This is a genomic window from Halobellus clavatus (assembly GCF_900107195.1).
Lineage (GTDB): Archaea > Halobacteriota > Halobacteria > Halobacteriales > Haloferacaceae > Haloquadratum > Haloquadratum clavatum.
Genome location: NZ_FNPB01000019.1, coordinates 1 through 24,090, shown reverse-complemented (window position 1 = coordinate 24,090; position 24,090 = coordinate 1). Strand labels below are relative to the sequence as shown.

The 24,090-nt window shown below is 66.0% G+C and carries 27 protein-coding genes and 1 pseudogene; 16 read left to right on the top strand and 12 right to left on the bottom strand.

Going from position 1 to position 24,090, the window contains the following annotated elements:
• Both pstC and BLU74_RS17325 read right to left on the bottom strand, forming a co-directional pair.
• Positions 1-960 (bottom strand): phosphate ABC transporter permease subunit PstC, encoded by a 960-nt coding sequence (gene pstC / locus BLU74_RS17330; RefSeq protein WP_089769630.1) that lies wholly within the window; start codon positions 958-960, stop codon positions 1-3.
• A gap of 61 nt (positions 961-1,021) precedes the next feature.
• Entirely contained in the window at positions 1,022-2,089 is a 1,068-nt protein-coding gene (locus BLU74_RS17325) for a PstS family phosphate ABC transporter substrate-binding protein (RefSeq protein ID WP_089769628.1), read from the bottom strand.
• 388 nt (positions 2,090-2,477) lie between these two features.
• Between BLU74_RS17325 and BLU74_RS17320 the strand changes: the two genes are divergently transcribed.
• Entirely contained in the window at positions 2,478-3,479 is a 1,002-nt protein-coding gene (locus BLU74_RS17320; RefSeq protein WP_089769626.1) for a phosphate signaling complex PhoU family protein, read from the top strand.
• A 53-nt stretch (positions 3,480-3,532) separates the two neighbouring features.
• Here the strand turns inward: BLU74_RS17320 and BLU74_RS17315 are convergent, their stop codons facing one another.
• Entirely contained in the window at positions 3,533-3,910 is a 378-nt protein-coding gene (locus BLU74_RS17315; RefSeq protein ID WP_089769624.1) for a 30S ribosomal protein S8e, read from the bottom strand.
• 332 nt (positions 3,911-4,242) lie between these two features.
• Here BLU74_RS17315 and BLU74_RS17310 point away from each other — a divergent pair, with 332 nt between their 5' ends.
• A complete protein-coding gene (locus BLU74_RS17310; protein ID WP_089769622.1) occupies positions 4,243-4,755 on the top strand; it encodes a DUF5813 family protein in 513 nt (170 codons plus the stop codon).
• Positions 4,756-4,768: 13 nt separating this feature from the next.
• Here the strand turns inward: BLU74_RS17310 and BLU74_RS17305 are convergent, their stop codons facing one another.
• Positions 4,769-4,999: an Lrp/AsnC ligand binding domain-containing protein gene (locus BLU74_RS17305; protein WP_089769619.1), complete on the bottom strand. Its 231-nt coding sequence runs from the start codon at positions 4,997-4,999 to the stop codon at positions 4,769-4,771.
• Complete coding sequence (locus BLU74_RS17300) at positions 4,999-5,694, bottom strand: potassium channel family protein (protein ID WP_089769617.1); 696 nt, start codon at positions 5,692-5,694, stop codon at positions 4,999-5,001. The genes BLU74_RS17305 and BLU74_RS17300 overlap by 1 nt, the downstream gene beginning before the upstream one ends.
• A 158-nt stretch (positions 5,695-5,852) precedes the next feature.
• Here BLU74_RS17300 and BLU74_RS17295 point away from each other — a divergent pair, with 158 nt between their 5' ends.
• Positions 5,853-6,083: an Lrp/AsnC family transcriptional regulator gene (locus BLU74_RS17295; protein ID WP_089769615.1), complete on the top strand. Its 231-nt coding sequence runs from the start codon at positions 5,853-5,855 to the stop codon at positions 6,081-6,083.
• A gap of 112 nt (positions 6,084-6,195) precedes the next feature.
• Here BLU74_RS17295 and BLU74_RS17290 read toward each other — a convergent pair whose 3' ends face one another.
• Positions 6,196-6,558 carry a VOC family protein gene (locus BLU74_RS17290; RefSeq protein WP_089769613.1) on the bottom strand — a complete coding sequence of 121 codons (363 nt, stop codon included), beginning with the start codon at positions 6,556-6,558 and terminating at the stop codon, positions 6,196-6,198.
• 219 nt (positions 6,559-6,777) lie between these two features.
• Here BLU74_RS17290 and BLU74_RS17285 point away from each other — a divergent pair, with 219 nt between their 5' ends.
• Positions 6,778-7,113 carry a DUF7991 family protein gene (locus tag BLU74_RS17285; protein ID WP_089769612.1) on the top strand — a complete coding sequence of 112 codons (336 nt, stop codon included), beginning with the start codon at positions 6,778-6,780 and terminating at the stop codon, positions 7,111-7,113.
• 56 nt (positions 7,114-7,169) lie between these two features.
• Here the strand turns inward: BLU74_RS17285 and tmk are convergent, their stop codons facing one another.
• Positions 7,170-7,766 (bottom strand): dTMP kinase, encoded by a 597-nt coding sequence (gene tmk / locus BLU74_RS17280; protein WP_089769610.1) that lies wholly within the window; start codon positions 7,764-7,766, stop codon positions 7,170-7,172.
• Positions 7,767-7,939: 173 nt separating this feature from the next.
• Between tmk and BLU74_RS17275 the strand changes: the two genes are divergently transcribed.
• The 5 genes from BLU74_RS17275 (at position 7,940) to cofG (ending at position 13,200) form a co-directional block, all read left to right on the top strand.
• Positions 7,940-8,869, top strand: coding sequence for a complex I NDUFA9 subunit family protein (locus BLU74_RS17275; RefSeq protein WP_089769608.1), 930 nt, complete (start codon positions 7,940-7,942; stop codon positions 8,867-8,869).
• 251 nt (positions 8,870-9,120) lie between these two features.
• Positions 9,121-10,302: a tubulin/FtsZ family protein gene (locus tag BLU74_RS17270; RefSeq protein ID WP_089769606.1), complete on the top strand. Its 1,182-nt coding sequence runs from the start codon at positions 9,121-9,123 to the stop codon at positions 10,300-10,302.
• Positions 10,271-11,056 (top strand): hypothetical protein, encoded by a 786-nt coding sequence (locus tag BLU74_RS17265; protein ID WP_089769605.1) that lies wholly within the window; start codon positions 10,271-10,273, stop codon positions 11,054-11,056. Before BLU74_RS17270 ends, BLU74_RS17265 begins: the two co-directional genes overlap by 32 nt.
• A gap of 23 nt (positions 11,057-11,079) precedes the next feature.
• A complete protein-coding gene (cofC, locus tag BLU74_RS17260) occupies positions 11,080-11,787 on the top strand; it encodes a 2-phospho-L-lactate guanylyltransferase (RefSeq protein ID WP_089769603.1) in 708 nt (235 codons plus the stop codon).
• 222 nt (positions 11,788-12,009) lie between these two features.
• The gene (cofG, locus tag BLU74_RS17255) at positions 12,010-13,200 is read left to right on the top strand and encodes a 7,8-didemethyl-8-hydroxy-5-deazariboflavin synthase subunit CofG (RefSeq protein ID WP_089769674.1); all 1,191 of its coding nucleotides are present in this window, start codon (positions 12,010-12,012) and stop codon (positions 13,198-13,200) included.
• A 33-nt stretch (positions 13,201-13,233) separates the two neighbouring features.
• Here the strand turns inward: cofG and BLU74_RS17250 are convergent, their stop codons facing one another.
• On the bottom strand, positions 13,234-13,782 hold the full coding sequence (locus tag BLU74_RS17250) for a hypothetical protein (protein ID WP_089769601.1): 549 nt from the start codon (positions 13,780-13,782) through the stop codon (positions 13,234-13,236).
• A gap of 75 nt (positions 13,783-13,857) precedes the next feature.
• Positions 13,858-15,276 (bottom strand): 7,8-didemethyl-8-hydroxy-5-deazariboflavin synthase subunit CofH, encoded by a 1,419-nt coding sequence (cofH, locus tag BLU74_RS17245; RefSeq protein WP_089769599.1) that lies wholly within the window; start codon positions 15,274-15,276, stop codon positions 13,858-13,860.
• Positions 15,277-15,457: 181 nt separating this feature from the next.
• Between cofH and BLU74_RS17240 the strand changes: the two genes are divergently transcribed.
• From BLU74_RS17240 to BLU74_RS17225, 4 genes are all read left to right on the top strand, one after another.
• Positions 15,458-16,534 (top strand): phosphoribosylaminoimidazolesuccinocarboxamide synthase, encoded by a 1,077-nt coding sequence (locus BLU74_RS17240; RefSeq protein ID WP_089769597.1) that lies wholly within the window; start codon positions 15,458-15,460, stop codon positions 16,532-16,534.
• Between the two features lie 164 nt (positions 16,535-16,698).
• Positions 16,699-16,953 carry a phosphoribosylformylglycinamidine synthase subunit PurS gene (gene purS / locus BLU74_RS17235; protein WP_089769595.1) on the top strand — a complete coding sequence of 85 codons (255 nt, stop codon included), beginning with the start codon at positions 16,699-16,701 and terminating at the stop codon, positions 16,951-16,953.
• Positions 16,954-17,117: 164 nt separating this feature from the next.
• Positions 17,118-17,795: a phosphoribosylformylglycinamidine synthase I gene (purQ, locus tag BLU74_RS17230; protein WP_089769593.1), complete on the top strand. Its 678-nt coding sequence runs from the start codon at positions 17,118-17,120 to the stop codon at positions 17,793-17,795.
• A 92-nt stretch (positions 17,796-17,887) separates the two neighbouring features.
• Positions 17,888-18,283, top strand: coding sequence for a hypothetical protein (locus BLU74_RS17225; RefSeq protein ID WP_089769591.1), 396 nt, complete (start codon positions 17,888-17,890; stop codon positions 18,281-18,283).
• Positions 18,284-18,326: 43 nt separating this feature from the next.
• Here the strand turns inward: BLU74_RS17225 and BLU74_RS17220 are convergent, their stop codons facing one another.
• Together BLU74_RS17220 and BLU74_RS17215 are read right to left on the bottom strand one after the other, a co-directional pair.
• Positions 18,327-18,827, bottom strand: coding sequence for a hypothetical protein (locus BLU74_RS17220; RefSeq protein WP_089769589.1), 501 nt, complete (start codon positions 18,825-18,827; stop codon positions 18,327-18,329).
• A gap of 29 nt (positions 18,828-18,856) precedes the next feature.
• Positions 18,857-19,954 carry an archaeosine biosynthesis radical SAM protein RaSEA gene (locus BLU74_RS17215; RefSeq protein ID WP_089769587.1) on the bottom strand — a complete coding sequence of 366 codons (1,098 nt, stop codon included), beginning with the start codon at positions 19,952-19,954 and terminating at the stop codon, positions 18,857-18,859.
• A 221-nt stretch (positions 19,955-20,175) separates the two neighbouring features.
• On the opposite strand from BLU74_RS17215, the gene BLU74_RS17210 reads away from it, so the two are divergent.
• Complete coding sequence (locus tag BLU74_RS17210) at positions 20,176-22,116, top strand: aldehyde ferredoxin oxidoreductase family protein (RefSeq protein ID WP_089769585.1); 1,941 nt, start codon at positions 20,176-20,178, stop codon at positions 22,114-22,116.
• 178 nt (positions 22,117-22,294) lie between these two features.
• Here BLU74_RS17210 and BLU74_RS17205 read toward each other — a convergent pair whose 3' ends face one another.
• On the bottom strand, positions 22,295-23,203 hold the full coding sequence (locus tag BLU74_RS17205; RefSeq protein WP_089769583.1) for an MBL fold metallo-hydrolase: 909 nt from the start codon (positions 23,201-23,203) through the stop codon (positions 22,295-22,297).
• Between the two features lie 102 nt (positions 23,204-23,305).
• Between BLU74_RS17205 and BLU74_RS17200 the strand changes: the two genes are divergently transcribed.
• Complete coding sequence (locus BLU74_RS17200; RefSeq protein ID WP_089769581.1) at positions 23,306-23,704, top strand: DUF5778 family protein; 399 nt, start codon at positions 23,306-23,308, stop codon at positions 23,702-23,704.
• A gap of 89 nt (positions 23,705-23,793) precedes the next feature.
• A pseudogene (locus tag BLU74_RS17195) lies at positions 23,794-24,090 on the top strand (IS6 family transposase); the annotation flags it as partial.

Below are 24,090 nucleotides of genomic sequence, written 5' to 3'. Positions count from 1 at the left end.
TCAGTACTCCTCCCGGTAGCGCTGGGCCACGAAGTCGCTGATGATGTTCATAACGAGCGTGATGACGAAGAGGACGAGCCCGATCGCGAACAGACTCCGGTACGCCAGGCCGCCGCCGGTGATGTCGCCGGTGAGGAGTTGCACCATCGCGGCGGTCATCGGCAGCGCGCCTTCGAGGTAGGAGGCCGGGTTGAGGGGATTGAGGAACTGCGCCCGCGATCCCGCGGCGATGGTGACCGCCATCGTCTCACCGATCGCCCGCGAGAGCGCGAGAATGAACGAGGAGAAGATGCCCGACAGCGACGCGGGGACGACGACCCCCGTGGCGACGTCGAACTTCGTCGCCCCCATCCCGTAGCCGGCCTGTCTGAGTTCGTCGGGGACGGCCGACATCGCGTCCTCCGAAATCGACGCGACCATCGGGATGATCATAATGCCGACGACGATGCTCGCCGACAGCATATTGAACGTCCCGATCTGTGGGATGACGGTGCCGAGTGCCGGCGTGATGTAGATGAGTGCGAAGAACCCGTACACGACGGTGGGGACGCCCGCGAGGATTTCGAGTGCGGGCTTGAGAACCGACCGCGCCTGCGTGCTCGCGTACTCGCTGAGATAGATCGCCGTCGCGACGCCGAGCGGGATCGCGATGACTGCCGAGCCGATCGTGATCATCAGCGTCGACGTCACCAGTGCGAGGACGCCGAACTCCTGGCTGTTGATCTGCCAGGTCGTCCCGGTGAGGAAGTCGACGATGGAGGCCGTCGGCCCGGTCACGCCCATCAGTGGCGCAGTGATCGTGAAGAACTTCGCCGCCTCAGTCACCAGGAGGACGACGATACTGATCGTCGTGACGATCGAGAGGCCGGCACACAGGAAGAAGAAGGTGCGAGTCAGAAGTTCTCGCGGTGAATTCTCGGTCTGCCGTGTGAGGTCGGCCTCCAACTCGTCTGTGCTCATTGTATGGTGGGATTATGGGCGGATGAAAAAGCGCTTCGTTACCTGTCGCGGTCAGTCCGCATCAGTTCGATCCGGCCGCTTCTTCGAGGCGTGACAGCATCGTCGACTGTTCCTCGTCGCTGAGCGGGACGTACCCGACCTCGTCGGCGACGATCGCGCGGTCGGTAGAGTTCTCGAGCCAGAAGCGCGCGAACTCGGCGATGTGGTCCTCCTGCAGCGCCGAGACTTTTGGGTAGGTGAAGAGCGGCCGCGAGAGCGGGTTGTACTCTCCGGAGAGCGCGGTGTCGAGGGACGGTTCGACGTAGTTGCCCTCGTCGTTCTCGACGGGGACCGCCTGCACGGTGTCCTGGTTCTCGCTGTAGTACGCGAAGCCGAGGTACCCCATCGCGTACTCCGAGCCGTTGACGCCCTGAATGATCGTCCGGTCCTGCTCGGTCGGCGAGTAGTCCTGCCGGTGCGATGGACCCTCTTCGCCGAGGATGGCCTCGATGAAGTAATCGAAGGTCCCGGAGGCCTCCGAGGGACCGTACAGTTCCAGGGGTTCGTCCGGCCAATCGGCGTTCACGTCGGCCCACGTTTCGGGCTGCGACTCGGCGGACCAGAGCTCTCTGAGCTGTTCGACGGTGAGACCTTCACCGATCCAGTCGTTGTCGTTGTTCACGATGACCGTCAGCGCGTCGGTCGCGACCTTGACTTCGACGGGCTCGATGTCGTTGTTCGCACACTGGTCTTCCTCTTCGGGCTGAATCGGTCGCGACGCGTTGTTGAAATCCGTCTGCCCCGAACAGAAGTAGTTCGCGAAGCCGCCGCCGGATCCCGTCGACTGGAGACTGACGTCGACCCCTTCGTGCTGGGACTGGAAGCGCTCGGCCATCGCCGTTGCCAGCGGGAAGACGGTCGAGGATCCCGCGATATTGATGTCTCCCGACAGCGATCCGGACCCCCCATCGGAGCCGTCGTCGGTGCTGTCGCCGGAGCCGCCGTACGATCCGTCGGTCGACTCCGCGGTCGAACCGCCCCCTGTGTTGCTTTGCGTACAGCCAGCCAGGCCGGCGACGCCGAGTCCACCCGAAGCCGCGATAAATTTTCGGCGTGAGAACCTACGAGTCTGATTGCTGTCGCGCGTCATCACCTCTCCATACCCAGATCGAAGGTAAAACCTCTACTAATATAACTATATAGAAAAAATATACGTACGTATGGGTTGATCTCTCAATACGATCGGACGATCTGGTCACCGCCGATTCGGTGTCGAGTCCGGATCTCGTCACAGGGCCGACGCACCTGCGGTCGGAAAAACCGACTAATTCCACGGCTCTGGTGGGTAATAGCCCAATTCTGGGACTGAACGCCCGTGTTCGATATCGACAACCGTGCGGCTCGACTATCGAATCCCATTGTGTATGGTACTCAATACCACACACATAGATCGGCGGATCACGCCGTCGAATAGAGAGATAGTCGGTCACTATATATCTATAGGCAATTTTATATTCTGCGCCTCACAAGGCTCGCCTATGGTCGAAACGCGGAAGGTGCAGGTCACCGGCGGGTCGACGTTCACTGTCTCGATTCCGAAAGAGTGGGCGACCGAAAACGACGTCTCAGCCGGCAGCGTCGTGGAGTTCTACCCCGAGGGCGATTCGCTGTTTCTCGCCCCCGCGAACGAAGAAGAGCGCACGGAGGGGACTCTCGACGTGACCGACCTCGCGGGCGACGAACTCACGCGCGCGGTGATGACGATGTACGTCAGCGGATTCGACATCATCAATCTCGAGAGTTCGCGCATCACCACGAGCCAGCGGCGGACCATCCGCGAGGCCACCCAGAGCCTCGTCGGCCTCGAAGTGCTGGAGGAGACACGGGACAGTGTGGTCATCCGCGATCTGTTGGACTCCGCGGAACTGTCGATTCACACCGCCGTCCGTCGGATGCGGCTCATCTCGCTCTCGATGCTCTCGGACGCCGTGGACGGCCTCGCGGAACTCGACACCGATATGGCTCGCGACGTGATCCAGCGCGACGACGACGTCGACCGGCTGTGGATGGTCGTCTCCCGCATCTTCCGGGCCACGCTCCGAACCCCGAAAGCCGCCGAAGAGCTCGGTCTCCCCCGGGAGGTGTGCTTCGATTACCAGTCCGCCGCCCGCCAACTCGAACGCGTCGCCGACCACGCGACGAAGATCGCACACCTGACGCTGGAACTCGAGAAGCCCGTTCCGGAGGAGGTCGTGGACGCGCTCTACGAACTGCACGAAGAGGCGCGAGCGATCATCGACGACGGGATGGACGCGCTCCTCGCCGAGGACGGCGACGAGTCGACACGCCTGGCGAACGACGCCCGCGAGTCCGTCCAGCTCCTCGACGAACGCGCCAGACAGATCGACGAACTGCTTCGAGACCTCGATCCCGCCCGCGCTCAAATGCTGGGACTCATCGTCGACTCGGTCTCCCGGAGTGCGGATTACGGCGGCAACATCGCCGAGACGGCGCTGCAGAAGGCCGCGCCGACGCCGTAGCGCAGCATCGACTGGACGTCGGCTGAAAACGAAGAGAAACGGGAGAGCGGTCGTTACTCGTCGTCAACGAGCACGGCGTTGACCTGTCCGGTCTGCCCCGGGCGGGACGTCACGCGGGCCTCGCCTTCGGTGGTCTCGATGATGGCGCCCTTCGTGATGATGTTCCGGCGGACGTAGTTGACGTTCGCGGGGTTCTCGACCACGTTCTCGATCTCCGCTTCGGTTACCTCGCCGTCGATAGCGACCTGCGCGACGTTCGTCGAGAGCGCGCGGACTTTCCGGTCGTCGCCGCGGGAGTCGACGATCTGGAACCGCGGTTCGCCGACCGTCGTCTCGGCGGGCTGTCGACCGAGTTGGTGGCGGGTCTTCTTGTGCGAGCGTCGGCGTCGACCGCCGGTCCGCTTCCGCTTGGAGCGTCCTTGGTCCTGCATACGGAGTAGGTGTCCGGGTGAGTACTTGAATCGCTCGAATCGGGACCGAACTCCCGCTCGACAGCGAGACCCCTCGTTCGCCACAGTCGTCACTCCGACGCGCGAGTTCGTGGAAAAGGTAGCAGCCGTCCGGGAACAGCCCGGACGGCCGCTGCCGCCCTGAATTGGTCCCCGCTGACGCTTCGGCCCTCCAGACGAAGCGTCACTTGGCCGATCACGTGGTAGCCACTTAAGCGTGCCGCACTCGGAAACGAGTGTTCGGACACTAACAGCTTGCCCCCTCTCCGGGCCGACGCGAGACGCTTTTGGACGCTGAGGTCCTTCACTCGCCAATGACTGAGAGTGACGCCGCCGAACGGGCGCGACGCGCCGCGGAGATGCACGATTCGTTCGAGTCTCGCTCGGAGGGCCGATATGCGGTGACGACGACGGTCTTCGACGCCGACGTGACTGTCGACGGTGCCGACGGGGCCGCCGTCTTCGACGTCACGGTCCAGGTGCCGATGCTCGACGCCGTGACGGCGGATCACGTCGCACCGGTCGTCGAAGACGGCTGGTTCGACACCTTCTCACTCCGCGTCGACGACGTCGACGGCGTGTTGCGCGGGACCGACGACGTCGCGGTGGCCGTCGAACGCGACGGCGACGAGGCGACTGTCGAGGTCGAACTCGTCGACATCGATCCCGGTCGGGCCGCCGACAACGCGGTCGCGATCGTCGAGTACGTCGAGGGGACCTACGTCGAAGGCGTCATCCCCGGCTACGACTACACCGAACCAGTCACTCACCTGATCCAGCGCGCCGCAGACGCCGGTGGCGGGACGCAGGGCGGCACGCCGCTGTGAACCGGCGCTGGCCTCAGTCCTTCGCGATGTAGGTCTGCGTGTTCTCGATGCCGTCGAGTTCGTGTACCGTGGTCGCGACTGTCTTGAGTTCCGCGGGATCGTCGATTTGGGTCTTCACGACGTAGTCGACGTCGCCCGCGACGACGCTCACGTGCTCGACTACCTCGTCGGCCGCCTCGATCGCGGGCTTCAGTCGATCGACGTCGCCGCTGGAGGCGGTGACGAGCACGTAGGCGGTCGGCATCAGGCCGCCCCCTCCCCAGTCTCCGGTTCGGGTGCGAGCGTCTCGCCGACGATGAGCTGGCGGACCTCCTCGAGGACGTCGAATTCCGCCAGCACCGCGACCCGATCACCGATCTCGAGCGAGTCGTCCTCGAGTGGGAGCCCCATCGGTTCGTCCGCCTTCCCGAAGGCGAGGATCCGAGCGCTGGCCGGGAGCGCGACTTCCTCGATGGTGTAGCCCTGCATCGGCGACGATTCGGTGACGGTCATCAGCACCACCTGGAGGCTCTGTGCGACGTCCGCGATGGCGCGGATCGATCCGCCGAGCAGTGCGTTCTTCGCGCCGAGCGCGCCGATCCGCTCGGGATAGACCACCTCGTCGACCTCGTCGGCGTACTGTTGATAGACTTCTTCCCGGTGCTCCTGATCGACGCGCAGGACAGTCCACGTCCGGTGGTGTTTGGCGATCGAACACGCCGCGAAGTTGACGTTCAGATCGCCTGTGAGGCCGCCCAGGCCGTCCGCGTCCTCGATGCCGGCCTCCGCGAGGACCGCCTCGCGGGAGCCGTCGCCGTGGACGACCTCGAATCCGGATTCGCGGGCGCGTTCGACCCTGTCGCGGTCCCGCTCGACGATCGTGATCTCGTGTCCCTCCTCCCGCAGGACCCGAGCGGTCCGAAGCCCGACACGACCTGCACCAATGATAACGAACCGCATACGTGACCCTTCATCCCGGGACCTGAATAATGTTTCTCCGATCGGTGGACGGCTGTCCACGGCGCGGCCGCCGTCCCGGAATCGACGGACGGCCGGCGGGACGAGATCCGGGCGTCACTCCCGCAACTCATTTGTCACGGTACGTCATACCACGGTGTATGGTACGAGCCTTCGTGATGGTACAGACGGATTCCGGCGAGGCCGACCGTGTCGTCGAGGCGGTCCGGGACCTCGCGGCGGTGAGAGAGGCACACGTCGTCGCGGGCGGATACGACGCCATCGTCGAAACCGACGCCGACGCCGTTTACGACCTGCTCGACGTCTCCTCGACGCAGATCCAGGCACTCAGCGGCGTCACCGACACCACGACGTACATCGCAATGGACTGAGCGGGGTCGCTGGGCGGTCGCTCTCTCAGGTGTGCCTGATCGCCGGACGACAGCGCGGCTGTAACTGATCGACGGACTCGGCGTCCGCCAGGATCAACGGACCCGGCGTCCGCTAAGGTGCTTCCTGGATGAGTTCGACGCTGTATCCCTCTGGGTCGGAGATGAAAGCCAGACGCGCCCCGTCTCCGACGGTCTGCGGTTCCATCAGGACACTGCTGTCCCACTCCTCGATGGCCGCCTTGATCGTGGCGTCGAGGTCGTCAGTCGTGATCGCGAGGTGATCGATCCCGGCGGGTTCGTCGTGGTCGTCGGTCTCGAGCAGTTGGAGTTCGCCCCCGTCGTCGCTGCCGACCCACACCATCTGCTGGCCCTCCAGTTCGGCCTCTCTTGTCACCTCCAGACCGAGCAGTTCGGTGTAGAAATCCACCGCTGTCTCCATATCTGTCACGTCGAGAGCCACGTGGAGTAATTCCATACGTTCGGATGCGACAGGGCGCGTGATAAAAGCGCCCCTGCTCCGGCGACACCGGTAGTTTCGAACCGAGTGTCGGTCCCCGATCCTCGCTATGCACCGAACAGTCCTGCCCGTTCTCCGTTGTCCGATCGACGGACTGCCGACCGACGAGAGCCAACGGCGAGTGGAGTCACGTCCCGGACCCGAACGCGTAAAGACCGCGGCGACCCAAGGTCGGGTATGGTCTCGGTCGTCGGACTCGTACTCTTCGGGGCGGTGCTCGTGATTCACACCCTCCTGGCGGCGGTACTGACACGGTTCTTCCGGCTCCGCCTGAAGACGCAGTGGGGCTACGTCATCTATTCGTTCGTGCTCATTCCCGTCGCGCTGCTGATCACGACGCTGATCTTCTTCGGCGTCTTCCCGATCGGCTCCTCGTTGAACCTCGGTGCCACGACGCTCGTGGGTGCCTCGGTGGGTCTCCCGCTGGCGCTGGGATTCACCATCGACACGCTCTACGTCCCCGCACCGGAGGAGTACGACCTTCCGGAGCGACGCGGTGACGACCGCTCCTGATCGCTCATCGCGCCCGACCGCTCATCACTCTCGATCCCCGCTACGCCCCTACTCTCTCAGTCGTCGGTGAACGCGGCGACGTGCTCTGTGACCGCGGCGATGACGTCGGGTAACGGCTGGGTCGCGTCGACGCGAACGAACCGCTCGGGTTCGGCGTCGATGAGCCGCTCGTAGTTCTCGCTGACGCGTTCGAGGTGCGCGACGCGCTCGAATTTGTTCGTCGCGCCGGCGCGCTCGGCCGCGGTCTCGGGGTCGACGTCGAGGTAGATCGTTCGGTCCGGTGGATGCGAGAAGGCGGCGTGGATCTCTCTGACGTACTCCAGCGGGTCGCGGCCGCCGGCCAGATACGAGTCCGCGAGCGAGGCGGCCTGATAGGCGAACCGCGAGTCGGAGTACCGATCGGATACGACGAGCGACCCGTCCGCGAGCGCCGGCCGGACGACGCGCGAGAGGTGATCGGCGTGATCGGCGGTGAACAGAAAGAGTTCGGCGAGGGGGTTGGCGTCGTCGTCACCCATCGAACGCGCGACGGACTCGCCATACCACGACGACGTCGGCTCACGGGTGAAGACCGCTTCCGGGAACTCCTCTCGCAGCGCCTCCCAGGCGCTGGTCTTCCCGCTGCCGTCGAGACCCTCCAGCGTGACGAGCATACGTTGCTCTCGCAGATGCCGGAATAAAACTCACCCGGGTTCCGATCCGCTCGGTGACCGCCGGACACGCACGCCGCGCACACGGTCTCCGGGCGACAGCACGGTCGGAGGTCCCGGCTCTGTCCCCCGAATCGGCAGTTACCTTTACGGCGGGCCGGAGAGACGTACGCAGTATGCACGTACTCGTCGTGGGTGGCAGCGGGTTTATCGGAAGCACACTCTGCCGCGAACTGAAGGGCCGGGGCCACGAGGTGACGGCCCTCTCGCGAAGTCCCAGCAGCGACGACCTCCCCGCCGGCGTCAACAAGGTGATGGGGAACGTCCGCGAGTACGGGTCGATCAAGGAGGCGTTCGAGGGGCAAGACGTCGTCTACAACCTCGTCGCGCTCTCGCCGCTGTTCAAACCGAGCGGCGGCGACGAGATGCACGACCTGATCCACCGACAGGGAACCGAACACGTGGTCCGCGCGGCCGAGAAGCACGACGTCGACCACCTCGTTCAGATGAGCGCGCTGGGTGCCGATCCCGACGGCCCGACCGCCTACATCCGCTCGAAGGGCGAAGCCGAGGAGATCGTGACCGAGTCCGTGCTGGACTACACGATCTTCCGCCCCTCCGTCGTCTTCGGTGACGGCGGCGAGTTCGTCTCGTTCACGAAACTGCTCGCGCCGCCGTACGTGAGCGCACTGCCGGGCGGCGGGAAGACCCGCTTCCAGCCCATCTGGGTCGGCGACTTGGTCCCGATGCTCGTCGACGCGGTCGAATCCGACGAGCACGTCGGGCAGACCTACGAGATCGGCGGCCCTGACAAGCTCACACTCGCTGAGATCGCCAGACTGATCCACGAATCCGACGGCCGTTCGACGACGGTCGTGCCCGTCCCGATGGGACTGGCGAAGATCGGCCTCACCCTCGGCGGCGCGATTCCCGGGTTCCCGATGGGGAAAGACCAGTACCGTTCCTTGCAGTTCGACAACGTCACCGACGACAACGACGTCGATGCGTTCGGCGTCGGGACCGGCGAACTCACGACGCTGCGAGCGTACCTCAACGGGCAGGCCGGCGACGCTGGGGCGGGAGCGACGGCGGCGACGTCGGGGTGATTTAGGCCCTGATCCGGCCCAGATTTGGCTCCAATTTGGCTCCGATTTGGCCCCTTTCGAGACGGTATCAAATATAAATACTGAGAAATACAGCCCGTAATCGATCGGAGCGAATCGTAACGACTCGTTAACGCCCCATCGCTGTCGGGTGGTTTACCAGATCGGCGTCGGTTTCCGTCCTTTTTGGACCATCACAAGGTTTATGTCCGCGTTCGCACTGGGATACACCCAATGGCGAGGGGAGCTGATACATGAAGCTTGCAATGATCGGATTCGGGCAGGCTGGGGGAAAAGTCGTCGACAAGTTCGTCGAGTACGACAAACGGCACGACTCGAACATCGTTCGAGCGGCCGTCGCCGTCAACACGGCCAAGGCGGACCTGATGGGGCTCGAACATATCTCGGAGGACCAACGGGTCCTCATCGGACAGTCCCGCGTGAAGGGCCACGGCGTCGGCGCCGACAACGAACTCGGTGCGGAGGTCGCCGAAGAAGACATCGACGAAGTACAAGGCGCGATCGATAGCATTCCGGTTCACGAGGTCGACGCGTTCCTCGTCGTCGCCGGCCTCGGCGGCGGCACGGGGAGCGGCGGCGCGCCCGTGCTCTCGAAGCACCTCCAGCGGATCTACACCGAGCCCGTCTACGGGCTGGGGATCCTGCCCGGGAGTGACGAGGGCGGCATCTACACGCTGAACGCGGCTCGATCGTTCCAGACGTTCGTCCGCGAGGTCGACAATCTGCTCGTCTTCGACAACGACGCCTGGCGGAAGACCGGTGAGTCTGTCCAGGGCGGATACGACGAGATCAACGAGGAGATCGTCACCCGCTTCGGCGTTCTGTTCGGGGCCGGCGAGATCGGTCACGGCGGCGAAGTCGCCGAGAGCGTCGTCGACTCCTCGGAGATCATCAACACCCTCGCGGGCGGCGGCGTCTCCACGGTCGGGTACGCCTCCGAGACCGTCGAGAACGAATCCTCCAGCAACGGACTCCTCTCGCGGATCACTGGTGGTAACGAAGAAGAGAGCCTCGACACTGCACACACCACCAACCGGATCACGTCCCTCGTTCGGAAAGCCGCCCTCGGTCGACTGACGCTCCCCTGTGAGATCGAAGGCGCCGAACGCGCACTGCTCGTGATGGCCGGCCCGCCGAAACACCTCAATCGGAAGGGAATCGAGCGCGGCCGCAAGTGGATCGAAGAGCAGACCGGCAGTATGGAGGTCCGCGGCGGCGACTACCCCATCCGGGACTCAAACCGCGTCGCGTCCGTCATTCTCCTCTCTGGCGTGACGAACGTCCCCCGGATCAAGGAACTCCAGCAGGTCGCTATCGAAGCCCAAGACAACATCGACGACATCAGAGAGGAGAGCGAAGACAACCTCGAGAACCTAGTCAACGATGACGAAGACGAGCTGGAGTCGCTTTTCTAAGCTCGCGCTGGCCTGTCTCTTCGTCCTCTCCGTTGCGACGGTCCCCGCCGCCGGCGTTTCGGTCGGTGAAACGGACGTGACCGACGACGCAGAGGTCGGCAGTCAGGTCAACGCGACCGTGACGCTGACAAACTTGTATCAGAACCCCACCCTGGAATCGTGGACACTGGCCGGCAGCACAGACCTGACTGAGGTCACCTGGACGGTGATGTACTTCGATCAGACCGGAGCACGGGTCGATCAGGAGTCGTTCGACGGGCAGTCGTTCTCCGGCGCGGAGGTCGCCACCGCTGACGGGACCAGCGAGGTCCGCGTCCGCGTCACCGGCACCGTCCCGCAGGTCGAAGACTACTCCTACGACCCCGCGCAGTCGTTCACTGTGCTGTCACTGGAACAGACCCGTGAGGGCGGGTCTACCAACGCGATCGACGAGTGGACGGCGGTCCACTACACCGAGGAGAGCCGCGAGGCCAGAAACGCGATCGACGAGGCCTCCGCCACCGTCGCCGACGTGAACTCCCAGGACGCCGAACGGTCGCTGGGGAACGCGATCGACGCGTACAACGGCGGGGAGTTCGGACTGGCCATCGACCTCTCCGAACAGGCCCAAGAGCGAGCCCAGCAGACCCAGCAGTCGAATCAGCTGATCCAGTACGCCCTGTACGGCGTCGGCGGACTGCTCGTGATCGGCTTGGCTGCCGGTGGCTTCCTCTACTGGCGGTCCCAGCAGCAGGGACAAGACAAACTCGGCTGAACGCTCCCCGCCTCTTCGTTCCGATGGACGTGATCGTCCCCTTCACCGCTCGCGACCCAAAGAGCCGCCTCGCGCCAGTCCTCAGCGTCGCGGAGCGACGCGAGTTCGCGTTCGAGATGCTGCGTGACGTCGTCACGGCGATCGAAGCTGCCGGCCACGAGCCAGAACTGCTCGTGCCGCGTCCGCTCGACGTGACAGCGAGCCCGCTCGAGACGGAGACGGTGTCCGAGACAACCGAGCGTGCGGGCGGCGCTGCTGAGAAGCCACTCGCTGACCGCTCGACGACCGTCGACGACCGGCCGCTGACGCCGGCGGTGAACGGCGTCCTGTCCCGCCTCGCCGACGGCGACGCTGCGGCAGTCGCGATCGTGATGGCCGACCTCGCGCTCGCGACGCCGACGGCGTTGCACCGGCTGTTCGGCGCGGGCGGCGACGTCGCGATCGCGCCCGGACGCGGCGGCGGCACGAACGCGCTCGTCGTTCGCGATCCGGGCTTCGCGGTCGACTACCACGGGACCTCGTACCGGGATCACCGCCGGGCGGCCGCCGATGCCGCGCTCTCGGTCGGCGTCGTCGACTCGATGCGGCTCGCGACCGACGTCGACGAACCGGGAGACCTCGTCGAAGTCCTCCTCCACACCGACGGCCGGTCAGCGGCGTGGCTCCGGGACGCGGGGTTCGAGGTCGACGACAGCGAGAGCCGGGTGGGCGTCCGGCGGGCGGACGAGTAGCCGGGCGGCCGTTGCTTCGTCAAAGATGGGCGAACAGTCGGCACTCGTCGTCCCTCAGAGCACGGTCAGGGTCCCTCCCGCGCCGACGTGCCGAGCACTCGCGACCCGACGCGGGGTGTCTCTCAACGCATACGGACGCTGGTCGCGTTTTTGTATATAAACTCTCACACGGGATGCCGGAGCACGACAGTTTTGTGTGTGCCCACACGAGACGTGGTCACGATGTTCCCAGGGGCCGACGCATACCAGGGTGATCTCGCGACCGACGTCGCCATTCGGGACTCCGCCGTCGAGCGCCTGCTCACGGTGACGCCCGACGACGTCGCTTCGGCCCCCGAACTCACTTTCGCGCGAAACGTCTTCATTCCGCTGACGACCGCCTGTCGCTACACCTGCACGTACTGCACCTACTACGACGTCCCGGGCGAAGCCACGCTACTCTCACCCGAGGAGGTCAGAGACCAACTCCGTATCGGCGCCGACGCCGGCTGTACGGAGGCGCTCTTCACGTTCGGCGATGAGCCGGACGCGCGGTACACGCAGATCCACGATCAGTTGGCCGAGTGGGGCTACGACGACATCCTCGCCTACCTCCGGGACTGTTGTGAGATCGCGCTCGAGGAAGGGTTGCTCCCACACTCGAACCCCGGCGACATCACCGAGTCCGACTTCGAGCGCCTCGCCCCGGCGAACGCCAGTATGGGCGTGATGCTGGAGACGACGGCGGACGTCGACGCGCACGCCGGCAGCCGGCGGAAGACGCCCGGCCAGCGGCTCAACACCATCCGCGCGGCCGGTGAGGTCGGCGTCCCGTTCACCACCGGACTGCTCGTCGGCATCGGTGAGACGTGGCGCGACCGCGCCGAGAGCCTGCTGGCGATCCGGGCGCTGCACGAACGCTACGGCCACGTGCAGGAGGTGATCGTCCAGAACGTCGTCCCCAACGAGCGCTCGGACTTCCAGCGCCCCAGCGTGGAGACGATGCGCCGTACTGTGGCGATGGCCCGCGCCGCGCTGCCCGAAGAGATCTCGGTTCAGGTGCCGCCGAACCTCTCGCCGACGCGCGATCTGCTGGACTGCGGCGTCGACGACCTGGGCGGCGTCTCTCCGGTGACCGAAGACTACGTCAATCCCGACTACGCCTGGCCTGCTCTCCGCGAACTGGCGGAGATCGCCGCCGCGGGCGACGTGCCGCTGTACGAACGACTCCCGGTCTACGATCGCTATCTCCCGTCCGAACTCAGACGGACGGACTTCGCGGGCGCTTCCGCCGAGGGTGCGTGGCTGTCGGAGCCGATCGTCGCGGCACTGACCGCCGACGACGTCCACGGCGAACGGTACCGCGGTGTGGCGCAGCGCGACGGGCCCCTGTCGGTCGACGTCCCGGCGGCGTCGAGCGGATCAGCCGACTGACCCGCGAGGGATCGTACCCTGAACGAACGTCTCTCAGACCCCGAGCCACTCGGGAACCCGCTTACGAACGAGCGTGTAGCCGAACGCCAGGAGGATGCCGCCGACGACGAGTGCACGGATCCACCCGTCGAAAGTGACGGTGGCCGGGACCGCGAGGACGAACGTGAGCGCGAAGTCTTCGGGCGCGCCGTCGTAGCGGATCAGGTACCGCGGCCGGAGCCAGGCTCGCCGCGGATGGAGGTAGACGGCGCGCTGGGAGGTCCGCTCCCACGGCCGGAGTTCGTCGCCCGCGCCGAGCCAGTCCGACGCGGAGTGGAATCCGGCGGCGAGGAAGAACAGCGCGGCACCGACGAGGAACGGGCCCGGAGCGAGGAGTGCCGCGCCGGCGGTGGCCGCACCCGCGACCGAGTAGTAGACCGGAAAGTGCAGCGTCTTGCGGTGGACGCCGACGAACAGGTCCACGTCGGGGAGGACGCCGCCGAGGACGGCCCCGACGGCCGCCGGGAGCGCGAACGCGGGCGCGACCACCGCCACCGGCGTCGCCAGGAGCAGTCCGGCGGCCACGTGGGTGGTGACCATCATCAGGCGGGAGAAGGAATCCGACGAACTTGAGTCTGACCGCGGGGGACAGTGCCCCGACGGAACCCTTTCCGGAATTCAGTCGTCGGCGGGCGTCGGGTCGACCGTGTCGGCGTCTCCGCGACCCTCCAGCAACGGCGTGCCGTCTGCGCGCGGTCCGAGACGCGGGCCGAGCGGGTCGCTGTCGGGATCGACGACGCGCTGCGTCCGGTAGTCAGTCGAGCGCTCGACGGCCGGCCGGCCGATGGCCGCGGTCATCTCGACGTAGTCTGCGACCGAGCGGAACTCCCCGTAGGTGCCGCCGGCGCGCGTCGTGATCTCTTCTGAGAGGATCGTCCCCATGAAGTCGTTCGCGCCGCAGTTGAGGAGTTTCAGCGATTTCGCGTTCCCGAACTTGACCCACGAGGCCTGCACGTTCTCGACGTTGTCGAGGAAGAGCCGCGAGACCGCGACGAGTAGTTCGTCCTCGGCGTCGCTCGCGCCGCCGGCGACGACGCCGCGCTCGTACAGCGGCGTGTTCTGGTGCACGAACGAGAGCGGGACGAACTCCGTGATGCCGCCGAGTCGATCCTGGAGGTCGCGAATCGTCTTCAGGTGGTGGATCCGGTGGGCGGCGTTCTCGACGTGTCCGTACATCATCGTCGCGGTCACGTCGAGGCCGGCCGCCATCGCGCCTTCCATCCCCGCGACCCACTCGTCACTGGAGATCTTCCCGGGACAGATCACGTCGCGGACCTCCTCGACGAGGATCTCCGCGGCCGTGCCCGGCGCGGAGTCCAGCCCCGCCGCCTTCAGTTCGCGGTAGACGCTCTCGTAGGACCAGTCGGTCCCCCGGCGGGCGTGCGCGGCCTCCTCGGGCGTCATCGAGTGCAGGTGGACGTCACCGACGGACATCGCACGCATCTGGTCGAGGTAGGTCCCCGGGTCGGTGTCGTAGATGGCGGGCGGCTTGTAGTCGACCTCGCGGGCGGGGTCGTCGAACGATTCGAGGATCTCGCGGTGTTCCCCGTTCAGGGCGAAGGCGGGGTGGAGCCCCGAGACCGAGGTGACCTCGTAGATGCCCATCTCGAGCGCGTCGGCGACAATCGATCGCGACTCCGCGGGCGTCTTCGTGAAGCCCGCGTGCTCGCCGTCGTGGGCGGACTCGAACTGGTGGGCACTGTTCTTGAAGTTACAGAACAGACAGCCGGTGTTGCACGCGGTCGTGACGTTGTTGTTCAGGTTCGCGACGAACGTCACGTCCTCGCCGACGACCGCGGCGCGCCGGCGGTCAGCGGCCTCGAGCACCTGCTCTTTCCGGACGGGGTCGATCCCCTCGTGGTCGGTCCCGGTTGTGATGAGTTCGATGCCGTCGTCGATGGTCAGGCGTCCGCCCGCACGCGCCTTCGCCAGCGCGTTCTCGAACGACTGGTCAGTCTCCGGAACGATGTCGAACTCGATCGCCGCGTCCGAATCGGCACCGGGAGGGCCGTCCGACGGTGCCGGTCGCTCGCGCATACCGATAGAACAACGCGTCAGGAGGTAAAAAACTGCGAGATACCGGAACATCCCGCCGACCGGCAGCCGGCAGTCTCGCCGAGCACCGGTGTCACGACCGTGACCACAGCCGGGGGAGCGACGCGCGGAGGGACACACGAGAGTGGAAGCCTTCTTGTGCGATGGCGACGCCAGATCGGCTATGACGAGCGTCAAGGAGTTCCGCGTCGAGACGGAGCCGACGGCGACTGCGGCGGGCCGCGGGCGGTTCGTCTTCACCGACCAGTACTCCGTCTTCGACTGGGGTGAGATGCCCGATCACGTCCCCGGGAAGGGAGCGTCGCTGTGTACGATGGGCGCGTACAACTTCGAGCGGCTCGAAGCGGAGGGGATCCCGACGCACTACGTCGGCGTCGTCGATCCGGGTCGCGACGACGCGGCTGACGACGCCGTCGCCGACTCCGCCTCGCTTGACGCCACGGACCCCGTCGCGCTCGAGGCGTGCGAAGCTCCGCCGACCGAGATGGCGATCGAACTCACGCAGGTGCCCGACCTCCCCTACCTCGGCGACGACGACTACGACTACGACGCGTACCACGACGCCGCGGGCGAGAACTACCTGATCCCCCTGGAGATCGTCTTCCGCAACACCGTGCCCGAGGGATCGAGCCTTCGCTCGCGCGGGAGTCCAGCCGACTACGGCCTCGACCGCGAGTCGTGGCCCGACGGCGTCGTCGACCTCCCCGAGCCGGTCGTCGAGTTCTCGACGAAGTACGAAGAGCAGGACCGATACCTCGACCGCGAGGAGGCGGACCGGATCGCCGGGGCGGCCGATCTCGACGAACTCGAAGCCCTCGCACTCGCCGTCAACGACGTACTGAACCGCGAGGCCGACGCGCGCGGCTTCGTCCACGAGGACGGGAAGATCGAGTGCCGCTATCAGGGAGGCGAGATCGCGGTCGCCGACGTGGTCGGGACGTTCGACGAGAACCGCTTCTCCTACCAGGGCCAGGAGGTCTCGAAGGAGGTCGTCAGGCAGTACTACAAGCGCACGGACCCCGAGTGGGTCGAGGCGGTCTCCGCGGCGAAGTCACAGGCCCGCGAGGCGGGCGTCGCCGACTGGCGGGACCTCTGTGACCGCTCGCCAGCGCCGTTGCCCGACGAGGTCCTCGACGCGGTCGCAGATCTCTACGCTGCCGGGACGAACGCTTATACTGGGGCCGAGTGGTTCGACGCGCCGACGATCGAGACCGCGGTGGATCGCGTCCGCGATCTCTGATCGGCGGTGTCGTCGAGAATTCGTCAGGCGAACATCCGGTTGGTGACCGCGTCGATCAGCGCCATATAGTCGAAGGCGATCCCGAGGACGAGCGCCCATTCACGTTCGTGCACACCCGCGGGAGTCCAAAACGACTTTTACACACGACCGCGCACGTCAGCCCGATGACGAGCTACACCGCGACGGTGACCGTCCGTCTCAAGCGGGGCGTGCTGGACCCCGAGGCCGAGACGACACAGCGCGCGCTCGAACGGCTGGGGTTCGAGCTGGAGGCGCTTCGCTCGGCGGACCAGTTCGAGGTCGATCTCGACGCCGATTCGGCCGACGCGGCGGCCGAACGCGCCGACGAGATGGCCGAGCGACTCCTCGCGAACCCGACGATTCACGACTACGACGTCGAGGTGAGGGAAGCGGAATGACCGTCGCCGCCCCGACAGCGACTGTCGTTGCTCCCCACAAGAGGTGGTCGCGGTGACAGTCGCTTCTCCAACAGCGACTGTCGTTGCTCTCCACAGGAGGCGGTCCCGGTGACAGTCGCTTCTCCAACAGCGACTGTCGTTGCTCCCCACAGGAGGCGGTCCCGGTGACAGTCGCTGTTGTCCAGTTCGGCGGCTCTAACTGCGACCGCGACGCCGTCCGCGCGTTCTCACACATCGGCGTCGATGCCGAGCGGGTCTGGCACGAGGACGGGCTCCCCTCGGATGTCGACGGCGTCGTTCTCCCGGGTGGGTTCTCCTACGGCGATTACCTCCGCGCGGGAGCGATGGCCGCCCGCTCGCCGATTATGGACGACGTCCGCGAGGCGGCCGAAGACGGCGTGCCCGTGCTGGGCGTCTGCAACGGCGCCCAGATCGGCTGTGAATCCGAACTGACGCCGGGCGCGTTCACGACGAACGCCAGCGCGCGCTTCCAATGTGAGACCGTCCACCTGCGCGTCGAGAACGCGGCGACGCCGTGGACCGCAGCCTACGACGAGGGCGACGTGATCGAGATCCCGATCGCCCACGGCGAGGGCCGCTTCGAGATCGGCGAGGATCGGTACGACGACCTCGTCGCCGACGATCGGGTCCTGTTTCGGTACTGCGATCCGGCGGGCAACATCACCGACAGCGCGAACCCCAACGGCTCGCGCGGGAACGTCGCGGGCATCACCGGCGAGCGCTCGAACGTCGCGGTCCTGATGCCGCATCCCGAGCGCGCGACGCTCCCCGACCTCGGACGGAGCACCGACGGCCAAGGGATCCTGTCCGCGTTCGCCTGAGCGAGCGCATCGCTTCGGACCAAAGGTTCAATCCGCTCGGGTCGAAGCCCCGGTATGCACCGTCGCCAGCGCCGTTCGGAGGACGATCACTCGTGAACGGCGAGTCCGATCCGGAGGGCCCCGCAGCCGGCTCCTCTCCGCTCGAACTCGACGTCGAACGGTGGCCCGCGGTCGTCGGGCTCCTCGTCGCCGCGGGCGGGGCACTCTTTCTCGTCGAACCGCTGGTGGGACCGATCGCCGTCGGCTCCGTCGAGGCCCGTCCCGTCGCACTCTCAGCGGTCGTCCTGGCGGCCGGCTTCTGTCTCGGAGCGCCGGTCTTCTTCCGGCGGGGCCGTCGGCTGTTCGGGATCGCCCACGGCATCTTCGGGCTGGCGTGGGCCGGCGTGGCTGCCGGGACCGCCGTCGGGAGCGGGACCCTCGTCGTCGGGGCCGTCGTTCTGGTCGTTGCTGGGGCCGGGTTCCTGGTCTCGCGCGCTCGTAGGTGGTGACCGGTTGGGACGGTGCCGTCCAGAAAACTGTCAGGTAGGACGGCTACGCCTGGGCAGCGGCGGACAGTTCCGAGAGCGTGCCGGCCTCCCGGAGGTCGTCGAGCGTGCAGTACCACGCGCCCCTGACGCCGGTCTGATCGTTCCGCACTGGCGTCGCCAACGGGACGAGGTCGCCCAGTTCAAACACGACGACCACGCGCTCGTCGGAGAACGGATCGACCGTGGCGGCCCAGTCGGCCTCACTCATCGGACCGGGACCGCCCCGGGTCTGCTCTATGCGGTCGGTCACGGGGGCGTACTGCGTGACCGCCGAGACGGGTGCCGTCCGGTACAGCGCGAGAAAGTCGAACGGCTCCCGCGTCCGATCGTACGACCGCGGTGCCGGATAGAACCCGTTCCGACAGCGCTCGAAAGTGTCCTCCTGCACGGCGACGACGCAGACGCGTCCCTCACGCGATTGCGCCTCGGTTGTGTCGTGCTCGGATGGCGGCTCCTCGGTCGGGGTGTGCTCGCACGGTCCGTCGTCGCTCCGATCGGCGTTCATCGTGCCATCTCACCAGTGCACCCAGCGGCTCAGCGGTTCAGCGGCATCCCGTAGCTCGTCTCGGCCTCGACGACGTACTCCCAGGTGGCCTCGCACTCGCAGGAGACCTGTTCGAACACGGTGGGATCCTGGCGCTTGTCGAAGTCCTTGATGGCCTTCTGGACTCTGTCGTCGCACTCGCCGCAGTTGTGCGGTCCGCGGTCGGATCCGTGACCGACGGGGTCGGAGACGACGATGGCGTCGATGTCGGCGGTCCGTTCGAGCACCGCGGCGACCGACCAGAGCCACGGCGGGCGGTAGCCGCCGCGGAAGAAGAGGTCGTCGACCATCGTGTACCGCTGGACGTTCGTCGGATTCATCGAGACGGTGTGGCAGCCGTCGACGTCGGCGCACCGCCGGACCGAGGAGACCATATCCTCGATCGCTTCCGACTCCGAGAGGAAGGGGGGCTTCATCAGGAGGTACGCCTTCACGCCGACGTCGCAGCCGTCGGCCTCGATGTCGGCGTCGCGGGCCTCGGCGCAGGCGGCCTCGAAGTCCGCGAAGTCGAAGTACTTGTTCACGCAGTCGTGACGCACCCGATCTGTGGCCGTCTCCAGCCCGATCGCGACGTCGGTCGAGATTCCCTCGTCGGTGAAGTCGGCGATCTTCGCTCGCTCGACGAAGTCGGGGAGTGACTCGACGACGATGCGCTCGCGGTCGGCGAACGTCTCGGCGATCGCTTGCCGCGTCTCGGCTCCGACCTCGCGTTCGTCGAGGAACGATCCCGAGGTGTAGATCTTGATCAGGTCCGCCGGCTCGTCGGCATTTTCGGCCTCGTGTTCGAGGCAGACGTCGATCTGGTCCATCAGCGCGTCGTGGGTGACGCTGCCGCCCTCGACCGACTCGGCGACGTACCCGCACATCGTACACCCGCCGGCGCGGGCCCACCGGCACCCGCCGGTGTTGAGGATGATCGTCAGCGACTGGACCACCCCGTCGGGGGTGTTGTCCTCGTCGAGCCAGACCCGGGTCGGCTCGTGCGGATCGTACTGCTTGTCCTTCTTCGCCCGGATCTCGCGCATCACCTGATTGTGGGCGTCCATCCCCTTGCCGCGCTCGTAGACCTCGGGGCTCGGTTGACTCATTACACGCCTGTAGCCGACGACCCGGTATATCTCCGTCGTCTGTGCGGTCGCGGCGGAGGAGAAACTGCTGCCGTGTCCGCTGGTGTCGGCATCGCACGACTCCCGGCTGGCGTTACTGACCCGGCCCGGACCGATCCGTCTCGGCGCGTAACTGATCTTGGTTATCTCCCGGAGGCAACGACTAACAGAGTTCAGTGCCAATGTAAATATGGACATTAACTATGACGGACTTAGGTGGATTCAACGACCACGTGGCGCGCGTCGATCTCTCGGACGGCGACGTCCAGTACGAGGGCATCGACGAAGAAGACGCGAAGAAGTACATCGGCGGGCGCGGCCTCGGCGTCAAGTACGTCTTCGACCAGGGCGTCGACGTCGATCCGGAGGGCCCGGAGAACCTGCTCGCCTTTATGAACGGTCCGCTCACGGGCACCCAGGCCCCGATGAGCGGCCGGATCGCCGTCTGTACGAAATCACCCCTCACGGGCACGGTCACTGACTCCCATCACGGTGGCTGGTCCGGGGCTCGACTCAAGTGGTCGGGCTTCGACGGCCTCCTCTTCGAGGGACAGGCCGACGATCCGGTCTACGCCTACGTTGAGGACGGAGCGGTCGAACTCCGTGACGCCTCCGACCTGTGGGGCCTCGGCGTCCACGACGCGATGGACCGGATCGAGGAGGCCCACGACGGGCAGTTCGGCAAGAACCTCTCGGCGATGGCCATCGGACCGGGCGGCGAGAACGGCACCAAGTACGCCTGCATCGTCAACGAGGACGACCGCGCCTCGGGCCGCGGCGGCACCGGGTGCGTGATGGGCTCGAAGAACCTGAAGGCGATCGTCATCAAGTCGGGCACGAGGATGCCCAAGCCCGCGGACGCAGAGACGTTCACCGAGGGGTATCAGGAGGCGATGCAACTCATCCGCGAATCCGACGTCACCGGTCCCAACGAGGGCGGCCTCTCGCTGTACGGCACCAACGTCCTGATGAACCTCACCGAGGAGATGGACGGGCTCCCGACCCGGAACGGGAAGTACACCTCGACGCACTCCGAGGCGGAGGCGGAACCGGACGAGCCCAACATCGACGCGGAGCGAGTCTCCGGCGAGAACGTCCGCGAGAACATCCTCGTCAACGAGCCGACGTGTCACTCCTGTCCCGTCGCCTGTAAGAAGGAGACCGAAGTCACCTACGAGCACAAGGGCGAGGAGATGAACGTCCGCGGCGAATCCTACGAGTACGAGTCGGCGTTCGCGCTCGGTCCGAACTCGATGAACGACGACCGCGACAGCATTGCCGTGATGATCAACAAGTGCAACGACCTCGGCATCGACACCATCGAGGCCGGCAATATGCTCGCGATGGGGATGGAGATGACCGAGCAGGGCAAACTCGACGACCTCGACGACCACCTCGAGTGGGGCGACACCGAGCATATGATCGACCTGCTCGACGAGATCGCCCACCAGAGTTCCGACCTCGGCGAACTCCTCTCGAAGGGCGCCCGCCGCGTCGCCGAGGAGCGCGACGCTCACGACAACTCCCTGGCGGTCAAGGGACAGACGATCCCGGCGTACGACCCCCGCGCGATGAAGGGGATGGGCATCGGCTACGCCACCTCGAACCGCGGCGCGTGTCACCTTCGCGGATACACGCCCTCCGCAGAGATTCTCGGCATTCCGGAGAAGGTCGACCCGACCGAGTGGGAGGGCAAGGGCGAACTGTGTGCCCTGTTCCAGGACCTCCACGCCATCTCGGACTCGTTCGACATCTGCAAGTTCAACGCCTTCGCCGAGGGGATCGACGAGTACGTCGATCAGTACAACGGGATGACCGGTCGCGACCTCACCGAAGACGAACTGATGGAAGCGGGCGACCGCATCTACACCCTCGAACGGTACTACAACAACCTCGTCGGCTTCGACGGCGAGGACGACTCCCTGCCCGGACGGTTCGTCGAGGGCGACGACGAGGCGATCCCCGGTCAGGGCGGCATCGAGGGCGAACTCTGCGAACTCGAACAGATGAAAGACGAGTACTACGAGCGCCGCGAGTGGGTCGACGGCGTCGTCCCCGACGAGCGCCTCGAGGAACTCGGCATCGAGGTCGGCCCCGGCACGGGCGTCTCCAGCGGCGACAGCCCGGCACCGGCCGACGACTGATCGGCGCGCGCCCCGGTCTCACGCAACACGGGCGCCGCTCACGGCAAAGTTTCATCACAGTCGGGTCCTGACGCCGACGTGCGGACGCGCTCGGGCCATCGAGCCGGGACGCAGACGCCAGCGGCGGGATCGAACCACGCGAACCCGCTTTTTCGGAGTGTCACGCCGATAGCGCGCGCTACGCCTTGCCCCGGTCGAGTGCAGTCAGCACGCCGCTCGCGTTCAGTCGCTCTTCGGCCCGAGCCTTGCGTTCGCCCCACACCTCGATCAGCTCGGCGTGGTCCGCGAAGTGTTCGATCACCGCGTCGTCGTCCGCCAGTTCGGCGCGCTTCTGTCTGACGGCCTCGACGAACTCGACGAGCGAGCGCTTGTAGGCCCCCAGCAGGTCCGGGTCGTACTCGCGCGGTCCGAAGTGACCGAAGCAGAGCGTCGCCGGTTCGAGGTCCTCGATCGTTCGCACGTCCGCGAGACAGCCCTCCAGGTCGAACTGCGGCGGCGGACTGGTCTCTTTGATCCGGTCTCGCTCCGGGACGTAGACCCCGGCGGCGTCGCCGGTGAACAGCAGGCCGTCGCGGGAGTCGAGGAAGGCCGTCTGGTGGGGCGCGTGCCCGGGCAGATGGACGACCGAGAGTGTACGGTTCCCGAGATCGATCTCCTCGCCGCCCTCCAGTTCCGTGATCCGATCCGCCGGGACGGGCTTCGGATCGGCGTAGTACTCCCACATCTCGCCGACGGCCTCTTTCGTGCCCGCGACGAGCCGTTCGGGGTCGACGAGGTGCGGTGCGCCGATCTCGTGGGTCCAGACGGTCGCGTTGGGACACGCCTCGGCGAGGTAGCCCGCTCCGCCGGCGTGATCGAGGTGCACGTGCGTCGCGAGCACGTGGCGGACCGCCGTCCGCTCGATCCCGAGTTCGTCGAGCGCGTCGAAGAGGTACTCGCGATTGCGCCCGAGACCGGTGTCGACGAACGTGGGTTCGGCAGCGTCGATCAGGTAGACCGATCCGTAGTTGGGCACGCCGTGCGTCCCCACGTCGACGTAGTAGACGTCCTCCGCAGCCGCGACTGGGGCGAGATCACCGATAGCCATAGCGAATCCGCGACGCGCGGCGAAAAAAGCGTTCCGTCCCCGGAGCGACCCCGTCGCGACAGAAATCGCCATCCGTTTATCCCGCCGCCCCCACCGTCGTGTATGAGCGAGACACTCGACGACGACCTCTATCAGCGGACGCTGCAGCTCTTAGAACCCGGTGAGATCGAACTTCTGGGCGCGATCGTCCACACGGACCTCGAGAGCGAAGAGGACCTGGAGATGCAGGAACTCACCGTGAGCGTGAACGAGATCCTCGCCGACCACGCCGAGAAGGGCGAGACGTACATCTACGCCGGCAACGACACCGACGAATTCGCCTCGAATCAGTTCCAGGGGCTGACGCTGGACGACGAGTCGTTCGTCTGGGAGTGCCAGCAACTGCTCCGCGAAGGCACGTTCGATCTCGTGTTCTACTACGAGGCCGGCCCCGACCAGGACGCGCTGACAGACGACCTCGAGGCGCTCGATCGGGTCGACCGCGTGACGCCCGTTCCGTGACGTCCCCCGATCGAGCATTGTGCGGACCGCCCACTGAGTCGTGTTTAGTTAAGGATGAAGAGTGAGGCGGAGTGATTTCTTGGTGATCTATGCCAGAAATCGCCCGCCTCACCGGATGTACAGACTGGATTGATTTGGACTTTGTGGAGCGTCAGCGGACACCCGAGCGTGCGATGAAGCTCGGTATTCAGTTGCAGTTAGCGGGGCTGTCGCTCCGGAATACCGTCCCGGTTCTCGAAGAGTGGGGTGTCGAGCGCTCGCCGAAAGCGATCCACGATTGGGTGCAGAAAGCCGATCTACAGCCCACAGAGGGTCGAAGCCCGAATCACGTTGCTCTTGACGAGACTGTGATTCGAATCGATGATCAGCAATTCTGGCTGTACGCC

Coding starts and splice junctions, on each gene's coding strand:
- pstC (WP_089769630.1), bottom strand. CDS start 960: ATGAGCACAGACGAGTTGGAGGCCGACCTCACACGGCAGACCGAGAAT.
- BLU74_RS17325 (WP_089769628.1), bottom strand. CDS start 2,089: ATGACGCGCGACAGCAATCAGACTCGTAGGTTCTCACGCCGAAAATTT.
- BLU74_RS17320 (WP_089769626.1), top strand. CDS start 2,478: ATGGTCGAAACGCGGAAGGTGCAGGTCACCGGCGGGTCGACGTTCACT.
- BLU74_RS17315 (WP_089769624.1), bottom strand. CDS start 3,910: ATGCAGGACCAAGGACGCTCCAAGCGGAAGCGGACCGGCGGTCGACGC.
- BLU74_RS17310 (WP_089769622.1), top strand. CDS start 4,243: ATGACTGAGAGTGACGCCGCCGAACGGGCGCGACGCGCCGCGGAGATG.
- BLU74_RS17305 (WP_089769619.1), bottom strand. CDS start 4,999: ATGCCGACCGCCTACGTGCTCGTCACCGCCTCCAGCGGCGACGTCGAT.
- BLU74_RS17300 (WP_089769617.1), bottom strand. CDS start 5,694: ATGCGGTTCGTTATCATTGGTGCAGGTCGTGTCGGGCTTCGGACCGCT.
- BLU74_RS17295 (WP_089769615.1), top strand. CDS start 5,853: ATGGTACGAGCCTTCGTGATGGTACAGACGGATTCCGGCGAGGCCGAC.
- BLU74_RS17290 (WP_089769613.1), bottom strand. CDS start 6,558: ATGGAATTACTCCACGTGGCTCTCGACGTGACAGATATGGAGACAGCG.
- BLU74_RS17285 (WP_089769612.1), top strand. CDS start 6,778: ATGGTCTCGGTCGTCGGACTCGTACTCTTCGGGGCGGTGCTCGTGATT.
- tmk (WP_089769610.1), bottom strand. CDS start 7,766: ATGCTCGTCACGCTGGAGGGTCTCGACGGCAGCGGGAAGACCAGCGCC.
- BLU74_RS17275 (WP_089769608.1), top strand. CDS start 7,940: ATGCACGTACTCGTCGTGGGTGGCAGCGGGTTTATCGGAAGCACACTC.
- BLU74_RS17270 (WP_089769606.1), top strand. CDS start 9,121: ATGAAGCTTGCAATGATCGGATTCGGGCAGGCTGGGGGAAAAGTCGTC.
- BLU74_RS17265 (WP_089769605.1), top strand. CDS start 10,271: ATGACGAAGACGAGCTGGAGTCGCTTTTCTAAGCTCGCGCTGGCCTGT.
- cofC (WP_089769603.1), top strand. CDS start 11,080: ATGGACGTGATCGTCCCCTTCACCGCTCGCGACCCAAAGAGCCGCCTC.
- cofG (WP_089769674.1), top strand. CDS start 12,010: ATGTTCCCAGGGGCCGACGCATACCAGGGTGATCTCGCGACCGACGTC.
- BLU74_RS17250 (WP_089769601.1), bottom strand. CDS start 13,782: ATGATGGTCACCACCCACGTGGCCGCCGGACTGCTCCTGGCGACGCCG.
- cofH (WP_089769599.1), bottom strand. CDS start 15,276: ATGCGCGAGCGACCGGCACCGTCGGACGGCCCTCCCGGTGCCGATTCG.
- BLU74_RS17240 (WP_089769597.1), top strand. CDS start 15,458: ATGACGAGCGTCAAGGAGTTCCGCGTCGAGACGGAGCCGACGGCGACT.
- purS (WP_089769595.1), top strand. CDS start 16,699: ATGACGAGCTACACCGCGACGGTGACCGTCCGTCTCAAGCGGGGCGTG.
- BLU74_RS17220 (WP_089769589.1), bottom strand. CDS start 18,827: ATGAACGCCGATCGGAGCGACGACGGACCGTGCGAGCACACCCCGACC.
- BLU74_RS17215 (WP_089769587.1), bottom strand. CDS start 19,954: ATGAGTCAACCGAGCCCCGAGGTCTACGAGCGCGGCAAGGGGATGGAC.
- BLU74_RS17210 (WP_089769585.1), top strand. CDS start 20,176: ATGACGGACTTAGGTGGATTCAACGACCACGTGGCGCGCGTCGATCTC.
- BLU74_RS17205 (WP_089769583.1), bottom strand. CDS start 23,203: ATGGCTATCGGTGATCTCGCCCCAGTCGCGGCTGCGGAGGACGTCTAC.
- BLU74_RS17200 (WP_089769581.1), top strand. CDS start 23,306: ATGAGCGAGACACTCGACGACGACCTCTATCAGCGGACGCTGCAGCTC.